The organism is Pseudomonas sp. 3B-A001-10F (genome assembly GCF_056313565.1).
The window spans coordinates 213,754-227,744 of record NZ_JBQYFW010000005.1 but is presented as its reverse complement, the minus strand read 5'-3'; the positions used below and the strand labels follow the sequence as shown (position 1 = coordinate 227,744).

The 13,991-nt window shown below is 61.0% G+C and carries 10 protein-coding genes and 1 riboswitch; of the genes, 4 read left to right on the top strand and 6 right to left on the bottom strand.

What is annotated here, in order from left to right:
- Positions 1-16: 16 nt before the first annotated feature.
- Genes AC0ZWN_RS07835 through AC0ZWN_RS07810 form a run of 6 tightly spaced genes read right to left on the bottom strand, consistent with a single transcriptional unit; the run spans position 17 to position 6,381 of the window.
- On the bottom strand, positions 17-343 hold the full coding sequence (locus tag AC0ZWN_RS07835) for a hypothetical protein (protein WP_476334625.1): 327 nt from the start codon (positions 341-343) through the stop codon (positions 17-19).
- Positions 336-1,028, bottom strand: coding sequence for an AzlC family ABC transporter permease (locus tag AC0ZWN_RS07830; RefSeq protein WP_476334624.1), 693 nt, complete (start codon positions 1,026-1,028; stop codon positions 336-338). Before AC0ZWN_RS07830 ends, AC0ZWN_RS07835 begins: the two co-directional genes overlap by 8 nt.
- Positions 1,018-1,935, bottom strand: a complete 918-nt coding sequence (locus AC0ZWN_RS07825) for a sugar phosphate isomerase/epimerase family protein (protein WP_099756449.1) — start codon at positions 1,933-1,935, stop codon at positions 1,018-1,020. The genes AC0ZWN_RS07830 and AC0ZWN_RS07825 overlap by 11 nt, the downstream gene beginning before the upstream one ends.
- Positions 1,932-4,352: an ATP-grasp domain-containing protein gene (locus AC0ZWN_RS07820; protein WP_476334623.1), complete on the bottom strand. Its 2,421-nt coding sequence runs from the start codon at positions 4,350-4,352 to the stop codon at positions 1,932-1,934. The genes AC0ZWN_RS07825 and AC0ZWN_RS07820 overlap by 4 nt, the downstream gene beginning before the upstream one ends.
- Complete coding sequence (locus AC0ZWN_RS07815; RefSeq protein ID WP_476334622.1) at positions 4,352-5,629, bottom strand: hypothetical protein; 1,278 nt, start codon at positions 5,627-5,629, stop codon at positions 4,352-4,354. Before AC0ZWN_RS07815 ends, AC0ZWN_RS07820 begins: the two co-directional genes overlap by 1 nt.
- Positions 5,629-6,381, bottom strand: a complete 753-nt coding sequence (locus tag AC0ZWN_RS07810; protein ID WP_186624549.1) for a 2OG-Fe dioxygenase family protein — start codon at positions 6,379-6,381, stop codon at positions 5,629-5,631. The genes AC0ZWN_RS07815 and AC0ZWN_RS07810 overlap by 1 nt, the downstream gene beginning before the upstream one ends.
- Before the next feature lie 350 nt (positions 6,382-6,731).
- Positions 6,732-6,943, top strand: a riboswitch (cobalamin riboswitch).
- Positions 6,944-7,042: 99 nt separating this feature from the next.
- On the opposite strand from AC0ZWN_RS07810, the gene cobW reads away from it, so the two are divergent.
- From cobW to AC0ZWN_RS07790, 4 genes are all read left to right on the top strand, one after another.
- Positions 7,043-8,116: a cobalamin biosynthesis protein CobW gene (gene cobW, locus AC0ZWN_RS07805; protein ID WP_093430911.1), complete on the top strand. Its 1,074-nt coding sequence runs from the start codon at positions 7,043-7,045 to the stop codon at positions 8,114-8,116.
- A 3-nt stretch (positions 8,117-8,119) separates the two neighbouring features.
- A complete protein-coding gene (gene cobN, locus AC0ZWN_RS07800; protein WP_476334621.1) occupies positions 8,120-11,968 on the top strand; it encodes a cobaltochelatase subunit CobN in 3,849 nt (1,282 codons plus the stop codon).
- Positions 11,969-12,305: 337 nt separating this feature from the next.
- On the top strand, positions 12,306-13,307 hold the full coding sequence (locus tag AC0ZWN_RS07795) for a magnesium chelatase ATPase subunit I (RefSeq protein ID WP_476334620.1): 1,002 nt from the start codon (positions 12,306-12,308) through the stop codon (positions 13,305-13,307).
- Positions 13,289-13,972, top strand: coding sequence for a vWA domain-containing protein (locus AC0ZWN_RS07790; RefSeq protein ID WP_476334642.1), 684 nt, complete (start codon positions 13,289-13,291; stop codon positions 13,970-13,972). The genes AC0ZWN_RS07795 and AC0ZWN_RS07790 overlap by 19 nt, the downstream gene beginning before the upstream one ends.
- The last annotated feature ends 19 nt before the right edge of the window (positions 13,973-13,991 follow it).

Sequence of the window (13,991 nt, the reverse complement as noted above, 5' to 3'; positions counted from 1 at the left end):
TTGAGTCAATCGGCGCCTAGCGCATGATCAGCAGGACGTACACCCCCAGCGCCATCAGGAACGCATAATAGGATTTGATTCGCGTCAGGCTCAGCAGCCACGCCAACGCCACCGGGAGGATCCATGGCATGGCCGCCAGGTGCTGGCTGGCCAAAGGATAGAGTGAGACCGCCAGCAGGCTGACGAGCATCGCCACCGATGTGTATTTTCCCAGACGATCGATGAAAGCGCGGGCAGTTACCGAAAGCCGTTCGACATCGACGGCCAGCGGCAGCAAGCGGCAGACGATCGAAACCAGCGCGCAAATCAGTACGTACAGCCAGAAAGTACCAGGTTCAATCATGGACATAGCTCGTCAGAACGGTGATGGCGAGCACCAGCAGCAAGCTGACCTCGCCCAGCCACAGCAAGCTCGCGGCGGTGGCCAGGCCGGCAATCCATTGCGCATGGAAGCTGTGACGGTCGCGGGCCATCTTGCCAAGCGAAGCGCTGATGAAAATCGCGATTACTACACTGACGTGATCCATCACTGCGTTGTCGGCCACGCTGGCGAAACAGTACCCGACCACGGTGCCAAGCAGGGCGGCGGCGTACAGCAGAAAGCACACGGTGTTGGCATACGGGCGGCTGATCGGTTGCTGATCCTTGCGGATCGACATCAACGTGAAAGCCGCATTTGCCATCACCGCCAGGGCGGGGACGAACGCTTTGACCGGGCCCTGGAGGCTGGATTTCAGGCTCAGTGTGAAGACCAGAAAACGCAAGTTGATACTCAGCGCCGAGACCAGCACGCCAAAGGCGTTAAGCAGGTGCGCGGGGGTTTCCAGCAGCGTCAGTTGCAACGGCGAGGCCATTACCGTACCGCTGAAAACCACCATGGCCGGAAGATCCAGACCATGGCGGCGCCCGAGCATGCCGATCAGGGTGAAGGTCAGCAGCAGCGAGAAGACGAACGGTAGCGCATCGCGGATACCGGTCGCGATCTCGCTGCGCGACGCCGGTTTTGCCAGGTTCGACTCAACCAGCATGAGTGCTGTGCCGCGAGCCGGCCAGCAATTGCTCTACGCCGTTCTTGTAGGCCAGGGCTTTTTCCAGGTAGTACTCGGTGGAGAAGCGCGGAATGAACTCTTCCACCACGGCCACACCCCGATAGCCGTTGACCGCGAAGCGATTGAGCACATCGCTCAGGCGCAAGTTGCCTTCGCCAATCGGCAGATGTTGATGGTGGGTGTTGTTGAGGTCGGCAATGTGCAGATGCCGGGTAACCGGCGCCAGATCGGCAATGGCTTTGAACAGGCTTTCACCATACGGCAGCAGTGAGCACAGATGCGTCACGTCGATGGTCACGAAGCACCCGGTCTCCTTGTGAAAGCGCAGGTGTTCCTCGACGGTGAAGACCGGGAATTTCGGCCGCTGACCGCCCATGTTCTCCAGGCACAGGGCGATGCCATCGGTGTTGCAGCGCTTGGTCACCTGGTTGATCGCTACTATCAGGTTGTCCAGCAGTTCGCCGTTTTCCAGTTGATCTTTGTAGCCGGGATGAAAAGTGACGCTGGTGGCGCCGGCCTCGTGGGAAAACTCCACGGCGGCACTCAGGCAGTCCACCGCTTGGGCACGTTCGGTCAAATCCGGGGAGCACAGGTTGTACTGGCGACCCCACCATCCGGCGTGGACGGTCAGCGTGATGCCATTGTGTTCGGCGAAGCTGCGGATTTTCCCGGCAAGCTCAGAGCGGTCTTCGGCGCTCAGCGACCAGAAGGTTTTTTCGGCGTCTTCGCCGATCTCGAACTCGACCGCTTGGAAATGTCTGGCCAGATCGGTGATCGAACCCAGGATGTCCGCAGGGTTGTCGTAGACATTGGTGGAAAAGGAGATCATCGGGAAGTGAGCGCTGATCGGGCCTTCGATATGATATAGCGGGTCTTTACGGGTCATTGCGCTGGTCCTTGCGTAGTGAACTCTGGGTGGGTGATCGCGGCGTTGAAGTCCGCCGGATCGTCGGCGTCGCTGCAGCCCAGCAGCGTGTAGCCGTGGCGGTCTGCGGAACGGCTGATGCTCTGGCCGAACTTGTCGGGGTTGAGGTTCACGCGTAATGCAAACGGGTGTTGCAGCAGGCGTGCCTGGAGCTGTTGCGGATCGGCGGTCGGGGCCGCCTCGATGTAGCGGATCGCCATTTTGGCGTAGGTTTTCTCGGGCGTCGGCAGTGACGTGCCGGTCATCGCGGCGATGGTGCTGGCTGCCAAATGCACCCCTGTGGTTTTCCAGACCATCTCCCAGATCTGGTCACCGCCGAAGCGGGTCTGGGTTTCGATGAATTGCAGGCGTGAACCGTCCAGCTTGATTTCCGTGTGGGCCGGGCCCCAGCGGTTGCCCATTCGCCCGAGCAGCCACAGCACCGCTTCTTCGATCTGCGCGGCGGTTTTCTCGTCGAGCCCGGCAGGAAAGTCATGCCCGGTTTCGACATAACCGGGGGCACCGCTGGTGTATTTGCGCGTGATGCCGAGAATCCGGTGCTGGCCATCCAGGCTGAGGGATTCAACGCTGTATTCGTCGCCGCTGGCGAAGGCCTCGATCAGATTGTTTCCCTCCAGCGAGAGGTGTTCGACATCCTCGGGCCTGTCTATGGCATAGACGCCCTGACTGCCCGAACCGTTGACGGGTTTGACGATGGCCGGGCCATGGCGCAGCACGAAAGCGCGAGCCTCGGCACCATGGTTGATAGCGGCAGTGGGCAACTCGTAGCGACTGCCTTTGAGCAATTGGCGAAACAGCAGTTTGTCGCGACTGACTTCCACACTGCGCAGGTTGTTGTGGACGATGCCCAGACGTTCGCCCAAGCGTGACGCGGGCAGCAGGCCCAGTTCCGAAAACGAAACCACGGCATCGAATGGTGATTGCCGGTGCAGCCGTTCTACCATCGTGCTGTAGGCCGGCAGATCGGCGATGTCAGGTGTCAGCACTAGCGTTGCGCGCTCGCGCTGATAGTCAGATAACTCGCCGGGTTGCTGGACGAGAGTAAATCGAAACTGCCGCGCAGTATCCCAATCCAGTCCCGAATCACGCCCGCCGATGAGCAGAATGTGTTTGGTGTTCGCCGCCGTGGGCTGCTCGCCATAGACATCAATGTCGCTGACGGCGAGCAAGGATTGTCGCAGGCGGGCGGTGTCGGGTTGCCTGAACTCGATGTACAGGTAGTTCTGAAAGCCGTTGCTGACCGGCCCGATGGCTTCGCCCGGAGTGACGTAGGCGTACCAACGCTGGAAACCTGGCAAGCGGCAGATCCGGTCGGCGCCGTGCAGTCCGTCATAGAGCCGGTCTGTGCGGGCAAAAGGGGTGGCGATGCCGAACGCATCCGGCGCTTCGCTGGCGCTGGGCAGAGGCTCGGCGGACAGCGCGCGGTGGTAGCAGACATCCAGCGCCAGCCCCCAGGCTTGACGAATCACATGAATCCGGCTGCCGCCGGGGCGTGCGCCGACTTCGAGAACTCTTGGCCCGCGGGGGGTGAGAATGAACTCGACATGGGCAAACGTGCCTTTGAGCGCTAACGCTTTCACGGCGTCATGGGCCAGGCGATGGCAACGCTCCTTCAGCGCTGCGTCGGGCTCCAGCAGCGACGGCGTGTAGCGGGCGAAATGGTGAAAGTCGCCGCGATCGATATCGACGCCGGCAATCACATCGACGATCGGAAAACTGCTGATCGTGCCATCGGCGGCAATCGTGCAATCGATGGAATGGTTGGAGCCCTGGAGAAATTCCTCCAGCAGCAGTTGATCGGTTTCGCGGCTTTTGCCCGCCACATAGCGCTGCAGCGCCGGCCATTCATGACGGGCGTAGTCGAGCAGATCCTGCTGATCGTCGATGCAGCGTACGAACAGGCTGCTGTAAAGGTTCGCTGGCTTCAGGATGAACGGGTAGGGCAGCTCGCCCGGGCGCGCCAGCAGGTCGTCGATACGAACCTGGCGAGAGACCACGTGCAGATCCAGGTTGCGCGACTGTTGGAAGTATTGGCGTTGCAGCACCTTGTCCAGCGTGTTTTCCACGTTACGGTGCAAGTGGGCCAGCGCCGGCAGCGCCGCACACAGCCGCCCCGTGATCGCGACATAGCCTTCACGGAAATTCAGGACACTGGTGAAGCCATGCTCGTCCAGCAACTGCTGCGTCAGCTGGATCAGATCCGCGGTCAGCCCTTTGGAAAAGTCGTACAGCGCCACCGGCGAGATCTGTTTCGCATCGGCGATCTTGCTGGTTTTGCGACTATCGGCAATCAGCAAAGGGGTGATGCCCTCGGCAATCAGGCCCTCGTATTCTCCGTCACGAATATTGCCGATGATCAGGCAGGCCGCAGCACTCATTAGTCAACCTCCTGATCGAAGCTGTAGTGGACCCGGTTCAGGCGCTGGCAAATGTGAGCCAGACGAATCCGGTCCACGCCGTAGGCGCCACCGCTCAAGACATTGCGAATGATGTGCGCCATGGCATCCAGGTCTTCGCTGCTGATGCCCAGACGAGTGACTTCCTGCAGGCCGAAGCGCAGGCAGTCGCGGCCATTGATCTGTTTATTGTTGATCCGGATCCCCAGTTCATTGAGCTGCTGCGCCGCTTGCCGGGCCCGTTCGCCTTCGAGCAACAGCAGGTGCGTGTCGGAGGGGTGCAGCGTCCAGCCCGGCAGGTCGGCGAGTGCGTCGTGCAACTGGCGAGTATTGGCGCACATGCGTTGGGCGTAGGCCTGGCCGTAGCGCTGGGTTTCCAGCAGGCTGACGAACAGTTGCAGCAGACCGGGCAGATTGGGCGAGGACACCAGCGCACCGCTGAGCGTTTGCTCGATCCGCTGGGCCAGATCGGCACGCCGGCAGACGATCAGTGCCCGGTGCGGACCTGCCAGGGATTTGTGGGTGTTGCCTTGAAGAATATCCGCCCCCTCGTCAAGCGGATTGGGAAAGGCCTTCCCGGCGATGAGGCCCAGAGTGTGCGACGCATCGTAGATGATCAGTGTCCGCTCAAAGCCCCGGCGGTTCAGCAGCGCGCGCAGTGGTTTAAGGGCGATTACCCGTGTGGTCAGACCATGGTCGAGCAGTACGGCTGCCGGTTGTACACCGCACGCCTGGAGTTGCCGATCAACGTCCCCGAGATCAATTTGTCCGTCAGCCGTCAGTTTCAAAAAGACGCTGTGCCGGCCCATCTTCTGCACCAGAGGCCCGGTTGCGAAATGCCCGCCGCTTTCAGGCGCCAGTGATAATACGCAGTCGCCCGGCTCGGTCAGGGCGGCCAGCACGCTCAGCGTGCAGTGCACGCCGGAGAGCACACGGTATTCGACGAACGGCGCGTTGAACATCGCCTGCACGGCTTGGGTCGCCAAAGCCTTTAATGTTTCGACTTCGGGGAAGTGTTCGACCTGCATGCCATTGAATTCGGCGGCATAGCATTGACCGTCAATGGCCTGTGCATTGAACAAGTAACGCTCGTAATGGCGATTCTGTCCTAGCGTGCGTGCAGTCTCGGACAATATGTTTTCATTGGCGGTCAGCGATAGTGTGGAAGTTCTTCGTGCGCACGCCTGTTGAAACTGTTCAATGATGAAGTTATGCGCGAGTGGGGTACTGACTGAAAGTGCATGAGTCGAATGATTCATTAGTAGTCCGCCAGGTCGAAGTCGATAATCAACATATCGCGACTGCCGCGATCCGAATTAATGCTCGATGTTTGCAGTGGGGAAACTTCATGCAGAAGTATTCGGTCATTCAATACGACGGTTTCCAGATAGTCAGTCAACGTTGCACTGAATACTTGGCCACCTTCTTCATCAAATATCCGGCTTTCGCCACCGATGACATGCTGACGTTGAATCAGGTGTTGAAAGACAAAATCGTGCCCGTCGCGATGTCTGCCCTCAGGGGTGGCCTGGCCAGCATTGCCTTGATCGCAGAGGATACGGAACTGATGGCAGGTCACGAGCCAGTCGCGCGGGCCCAGCGCCATGTCCAGCAGTGCCAGGTCGGCGGCCAGCAGTGTCTGCAGAATCGGGGAGTCAATGAACGTCGCCTCGCAGCGGGTGTAGGTGCGCTGCACCCCGCCCAACAGCGGGTTGTCGGTCTCGGCTTGAAAAAAGTGGCAGTCTTGCAGCGCCGTCCACTGGCGTTCCCGTTGGCGATACTGGAACTTGCAGATGCGTCGTTCGCGAAGACCGTTCTCTGCGCTGAGATACGCATCGGTATGCAAATGCTCCCAGGTCGCATTGAATGCCCGGCATGCTTCGCGTCCCAGCAGCGCAACATCCAATGCTGGATAGTGGGCACTGTGCGCATAGTGGCAATTGCGCAGTAGTTCGGAAAGTTCCTTTAGTCCGGCATCACTTGAAAGCCGTAACGCGTTACCGGCACTCATGTTGTGGATACCCATGGGTGCAGGAAAGAAACAGGCAGGATCAAATACTGATAATAATCAGCCATGCAAGAAATCCTTTCTTGAGAGACTCATAGTCCTTGTGCGAACTCATCGTTCATATCTTGTATTGATTTATCAATTTGGTTTTTGTAAAGATATGTAATCGAATGCGCGCAGCCGCTCTATTTCAGGGTTTAACCCGGTGGTGGTTTTTTAATTTAACGGATAGGGCATGTAAGACATAACTTACAACTACTTCTTAAGTGAGAAGTGTTCGCGATCATTAGATGAAAAAGTTGCTGTCCTTATAACCACAATGATCCAGGCGTTGACCCGCCTGCCGTGCATGCGTAGCCTTGCGCAATCGAGGTTCTCCGGCGTGTGCCGGAGCTAAGAAGGGAACGCGGTCAATGCCGCGGCTGCCCCCGCAACTGTGAACGGTGATGTTCGCTGCCACGCCACTGCCAGCTCAATCGATGAGCCCGCGGGAAGGCGCAGCCAACGCCAGGCCCAGCGCCTGAACGCCGTCAGCCAGGAGACCTGCCTCGTCACAGATTCTCACTACAACCGGGCGGGGTGATCCGGTGGCGAACTCTCCAGGCACGCGCGCGCGTTGCCGGTTCTCGTCCCGTATGCCCGCCGCTTGCCAAAGGGCATACCGATGAAAACACTGGCCAAACTCCCCGTCACCATCGTCACCGGCTTCCTCGGCTCGGGCAAGACCACGCTGCTGCGGCACATGCTTGATAACGCGCAGGGCCGTCGTATCGCGGTGATCGTCAACGAGTTTGGCGAGTTGGGCATTGACGGTGAAATCCTCAAGCAATGCACCATCGGTTGCACCGAAGAGGAAGCCACCGGCCGCGTTTACGAGCTGGCCAACGGCTGCCTGTGCTGCACCGTTCAGGAAGAGTTCTTCCCGGTGATGCGCGAACTGGTTGCCCGTCGCGGCGATCTCGACCATATCCTTATCGAAACTTCGGGCCTGGCCCTGCCAAAACCGCTGGTACAAGCCTTCCAGTGGCCGGAAATCCGCAGCGCCTGCACCGTTGATGCGGTGATCACCGTGGTCGACAGCCCGGCCGTCGCCGCTGGCACTTTCGCCGCGTTCCCGGATCAGGTTGATGCCCAGCGCAAACTCGATCCGAACCTCGACCACGAATCGCCACTGCACGAACTGTTCGCCGATCAACTGGCCAGCGCCGACCTGGTGATCCTCAACAAGGCCGACCAGACCAGCGCGGAAGATCTCGCTCGTGTCCGCGCCGAAGTCGCCGAAGAACTGCCGCCAGCGGTGAAAATCATCGAAGCCAGCAACGGCCGTCTGCCGCTGGACGTGCTGATCGGCCTCGGCGCCGGTTCCGAGGAGCACATCGACAGCCGCCACAGCCATCATGATCACCACCACGGTGAAGGCGATGACGACCACGATGACCACGATCACGACGCCTTCGATTCGATCTCCATCGAACTGCCACAAGCCGACGAAAGCCTGCTGCTCGACGCCCTGACGCAACTGGTGGTCAAGCACGGCATCCTGCGCGTCAAAGGTTTCGCCGCCATCCCGAACAAGCCAATGCGTCTGCTGATCCAGGGTGTGGGTACGCGTTTTGACAAGCATTTCGACCGTCAGTGGGGCGCTGATGAAGCGCGCGTCACGCGTCTGGTGTTGATCGGTCAGGAACTCGACGCCGCGCAACTCGAAGCGCAACTGCGCGCTGCGCTCAGCGTTTAAGCCATGCACCTGCTCAGGACTCAGCCCGGCGGTTTCGTCTCGGATGACAATATTGCCGACCTTGGCCAAACCCCCGCCGAGCTGGTGATCCTGTGCAGCGGCGACTCCAGTCTGGCGCTGCTCGCCGAAGCCGCGCAGCAGTTGCCGGAAGATTACCCGAGCCTGCGTCTGGCCAACCCGATGCAGGTGCAGAATCACGCTTCGGTCGATTTGTACGTCGATGAAGTGCTGCGCCACGCCAAGGTGATTCTGATCTCGCTGCACGGCGGCATCGCCTATTGGCGCTACGGCGTCGAGCGTCTGATCGAACTGTCCGAGCGCGGTGTGCAGGTGATTCTGGTGCCGGGCGATGACCGTCCTGACCCGGAACTCAGCGACCTGAGCACCGTCAACGCTGTGGATCGTGATCGCCTCTGGCAATTCCTGCGCCAGGGCGGACTGGGCAATGCGCTGGACTTTTTCCGCTGCCTCGCCAACCGTTGGCTGGCTCGCGATTACGTCTGGGAAGAACCGCAGGCGCTGCCGCGCACGGCGATTTACCACCCGAATAAAACCAGCGCCGCACTGAGTGACTGGCAAGCCGATTGGCTGCCTGCACGCCCGGTCGCGGCGGTGTTGTTTTACCGCTCGCATTTACAAGCGGCGAACACCGCGTTCATCGATGTGTTTTGCCAGCGCTTGCAAGCGGCGGGGCTGAATCCGCTGCCGATCGCGGTGGCCAGTCTGAAAGAACCCGGCTGCCTGACGGTGATCGAGGACTGGCTGGACGAGGTTGAGGCCGGGGTGATTCTCAACACCACCGGGTTCGCTCAATCCAGCCCGGAAGCGCCGCATCTGCGACCGTTTCGCCGCAATATCCCGGTGATCCAAGCAATCTGCGCGCAGGACAACGAGCCCGGCTGGCGCGACAGCGAGCAAGGCCTGGGGCCACGGGATCTGGCCATGCACATTGCCTTGCCGGAACTCGACGGGCGCATCATCAGCCGGCCGATCAGTTTCAAGGATCTGGCCTGGCGCAGTGAGCGCAGTCAGTCCGATGTCGTCTGCTACCGCGCGCAACCTGAGCGCATGGATTTCGTCGCTGAACTGGCGCGGCGCTGGATTGATCTGGCGCGGGTGCCGAATGGCGAAAAACGCATCGCATTGATCCTCGCCAACTATCCGACCCGTGATGGGCGCATCGGCAACGGTGTCGGTCTCGACACGCCGGCGGCGGCGCTGAACATCCTGCGTGCATTGCAGGCTGAGGGATATCCGCTCACCGCTGAACTGCCGAATAGCGGCACCGAGTTGATCGAGCAATTGCTCGGTGGCGTCAGCAACGATCTCGACACCATTGATCTGCGTCCGTGCCAGCAAAGCCTGGCGATGGACGCTTATCTGACGATGTTCAACGCGCTGCCCGAGGCTAATCGCAGCGCTGTGATCGAACGCTGGGGCACGCCGCAAAACGACCCGATGTGCCGCGACGGGAGGATGATGATCGCCGGTCTGCGCTTCGGCCTGACCTTCGTCGGTATTCAGCCGGCGCGCGGTTATCAGGTCGACCCGAGCGCGGTCTATCACGACCCCGATCTGGTGCCGCCGCACGCTTATCTGGCGTTCTATTTCTGGTTGCGCAACACCTACGGCGCCCACGGCGTGATTCACGTTGGCAAACACGGCAACCTCGAATGGCTGCCGGGCAAAGGCGTCGGGCTTTCGGAGAACTGCTGGCCGGATGCGTTGCTCGGTCCGCTGCCAAATATCTATCCGTTTATCGTCAACGATCCGGGGGAGGGCGCGCAGGCCAAACGGCGCACACAAGCGGTGATTATCGATCACCTGATGCCGCCGCTGACCCGTGCCGAAACCTACGGCCCGTTGCGCAATCTGGAGCTGCTGGCCGACGAGTATTACGAAGCGCAGCTGCTTGATCCGCGCCGCGCCCGTGAACTGCAGCGCGACATTCTGCAACTGGTGCGCGAGACGCAGATCGACCGCGAACTGCAACTCGATGCCGCGCTGGACAGTGATGCGGATGCGGCGATCTGGCTGCCACGTCTCGATACCTATTTGTGTGATTTGAAGGAATCGCAGATTCGCGATGGCTTGCACATTTTTGGCGAGTCACCGACGGGGCGTCTGCGGATCGATACGTTGCTGGCGCTGCTACGGATTCCGCGCGGAGACGGGAAGGGCGCACAGTCGAGTCTGCTGAGAGCACTGGCCAAAGCATTCGAACTCGGTTTCGATCCGCTCGATTGCGCGCTAGCCGATCCATGGACCGGTCCTCGCCCGCCAGAGCTGCAATCGCAAAGCAATGAAGTCTGGCGTAGCGCCGGCGATACCCGCGAACGCCTTGAACTGTTTGCCACACAGCTGATTTCCCAAGCCCTGCACGATCCATGTGGGAGCGAGCTTGCTCGCGAAGGCGTCGTGTCAGCCAACACTTCATTCACTGACACACCGCTTTCGCGAGCAAGCTCGCTCCCACAGGGTCCGGGGTGGTCTGATGTAAATGTGATTATCCAGTCGCTGCGCGAAGTCGTCGCCCCACGCCTCGATGCCTGCGGCCCCGCCGAAATGCGCGGCCTGCTCGACGCCCTCAGCGGTTGCTTCGTCCCCGCCGGCCCCAGCGGTGCACCCAGCCGTGGTCGCCTTGATGTGCTGCCCACCGGCCGCAACTTCTACTCGGTCGACGTGCGCAACCTGCCGACCACCACCGCGTGGCGCATCGGTTTCCAGTCGGCGACGTTGATTCTGGAACGGCACCTGCAAGACCACGGCGATCACCTGCGCCAGCTCGGATTATCCGTGTGGGGCACCGCGACCATGCGCACTGGTGGCGACGACATCGCCCAGGCCATGGCACTGATGGGCGTGCGTCCGGTGTGGGCCACTGGCAGTCAGCGCGTTGATGATTTCGAGATTCTGCCGCTGAGCCTGCTTGATCGTCCGCGCGTCGATGTCACGCTGCGAGTTTCCGGTTTTTTTCGGGATGCCTTCGCCAATCTGATTCGCCTGTTCGACGCCGCCGTGCAAGCAGTGGCAGCGCTGGACGAGCCGGACGACCTCAACCCGCTGGCCGCGAAAGTGCGTGCCGAGCGCGAGGCGCTGCGGCAATCGGGCCTCGATGAGGACACCGCGCGGCGTCAGGCCGGATGGCGGATCTTCGGCGCCAAACCCGGCGCGTACGGCGCAGGCGTGCAGGGCGCCATCGACGGTCGCTTGTGGCAGAGCCGTGAAGATCTCGCTGAGGTTTATCTGAACTGGGGCGCGTACGCCTATGGCGGTGCTGATGAGGGCACCGCTGCGCGCGAGCAGTTCGTTCAGCGCCTGAGTCAGGTACAAGCGGTGCTGCAGAATCAGGACAACCGCGAGCACGACCTGCTCGATTCCAATGATTACTACCAGTTCCAGGGCGGCATGCTCGCTGCCGTGGAAAGCTTGCGCGGTGAAGCGGCGGCGAGTTATCACGGCGATCACAGTCAACCGGATCTGCCAAAGATTCGCACCTTGAAAGAAGAGCTGAACCGGGTGATCCGCTCGCGGGCGGCCAATCCGAAATGGATCGACGGGGTCAAACGCCACGGCTATAAAGGCGCGTTTGAAATGGCCGCGACGGTTGATAACCTGTTTGCGTTCGATGCCACCACGCAGTTGATCGATGACCACCAGTACGCTTTGCTGGCCGATGCTTATCTGCTGGATCCGGCAACCCGGGAATTTGTTCGCGAGCACAATCCGCATGCGCTGCGGGACATGACCGAGCGCCTGCTTGAGGCACAGCAGCGGGGGATGTGGCAGGAGCCTGGGGCTTATAAGGAAGCGCTGGAGAATCTGCTGCTGGATATTGAGGAAGATATGTAACCGGCCAAAAGCTACCCTCACCCCAGCCCTCTCCCGGAGAGAGAGGGAGCCGATTTGTGTTGCTGTCGAAGTCTGAGTTCGGCCCGACGTATCAGGTCGACGGAATTCGAAAGAACACCTAGGTCAGTTCCCTCTCCCCAAGGGAGTAAGGGGGTAAGGGAGCCGATTTGTGTTGGCTTTGGAGCCTGAGTTCAACTCGATAATTCAGGTCGGCGCAACTTGCAAGAACACCGCAATCAGTTCCCTCTCCCCCTGGGAGAGGGCTAGGGTGAGGGCCACCCCGACTGACACACCACAACACTCAAGCACACCAAAGACCACGACAGAGAAAACCCAAATGACCGACACCCCGCATTTCCCGCTCTCCGCCGTGGTCGGCGCCGATGACCTCAAGCTCGCCCTGTGCCTCACCGCCATCGACCCGAAAATCGGCGGCGTGCTGATCGAAGGCCCGCGCGGCATGGCCAAATCCACCCTGGCCCGGGGCTTGGCCGATCTGCTCGCCAGCGGTCAATTTGTCACCTTGCCGCTGGGCGCCACCGAAGAACGTCTGGTCGGTACCCTCGACCTTGACGCTGCCCTCAGCGAGGGCCGCGCACAATTCTCACCAGGTGTGCTGGCCAAGGCTGACGGCGGCGTACTCTACGTCGATGAAGTCAATCTGCTGCCCGATCACCTCGTCGATCTGCTGCTCGACGTTGCCGCCAGCGGCACCAATCTGATCGAGCGCGACGGCATTTCCCATCGGCATTCGGCGAAGTTCGTGCTGATCGGCACGATGAACCCGGAAGAGGGCGAGTTGCGTCCGCAACTGCTCGACCGCTTTGGCCTGAACGTCGCCCTCAGTGGCCACACGGCACCGACCGAACGCGGACAGATTATCCGTCGCCGACTGGATTTCGACAGCGACCCGCAAGCGTTCTGCGCACAGTGGCAAGCCGAGCAGCAAGCCTTGCGTGCGCGTTGCGAAAACGCTCGTGATGCCTTGGCCAATATTCCGCTGGATGATGCCGCACTGGCGCAGATCACCGAGCGTTGTTTCGCCGCCGGGGTTGATGGTCTGCGTGCCGACCTGGTCTGGTTGCGCGCCGCACGTGCCCACGCGGCATGGCGCGGAGCTGAGGTGATTGGCGCAGAGGATATCGACGCTGTCGCCGAGTTTGCCCTGCGCCATCGGCGCCGTGAGCAAGCGCCATCGAGTCCGCCGCAACCGGCCCAGTCGCCGGCCGCGACTCAGGCATCACCGAGTGAAGGGCAGGGCCAGTGGGGCGACATGCCGGCGCCTGCGCTCGCCACCGGCGCCCGCCGCGAAGTGCCGAGCTGGCCAAAAAAGCCTTAGGCATTCGCCCCCGATCCGACGCGGGGGCGAATGCCAGACCCCGCGCCGGTCGGCTGGACAACGGACGCCAAGGCAAGCGCCATAAGGCGCGCAGCGGTACGGTAAATTGGCCGGGCACGTTGCTCAACGGGCGGCCCCGGACGCGTGAAGATTTGCTGTTTCAACTGCGCACGCGCTCACCGCATGAATTGTGGCTTGTGATTGTCGATGCCTCCGCCTCGACCCGCCGCCATCAGGCCTTGAGCGATGCCAAAGGTTTGCTCGCGCAATTGTTCGATGATGCTTACCGCCAACGGGCGCGACTCGCATTGTTGACGGCCAGTGGCTCGGTGCCGAAATGGCAGGTGCAGGGATTGAAGGCGTCCAGCGGCTTGCGGGTGTGGCTGGAAGCTTTGGGTGCAGGCGGTGGCACGCCGTTGCTGGCGGCGCTGGAGCAGGCCGGGCAGTGGCTGACGGTTCGGCGCAAGCGCTTTCCTGCCGAGCAGCAACGCTTGCTGGTGGTGACCGATGGGCGTCTGAAACAGTGGTCGGGATTACCGGCGCTGGCGTGCCCGGGGTTGTTGATCGATATCGAGCGTGGGCCGATCCGGTTGGGCCGGGCCAAGGATCTGGCGACGGCATTGGATGCGCAGTATCGACATATCGATGAACTGATTTCCCTCTGATACTTTCTGTGTCTGGTCG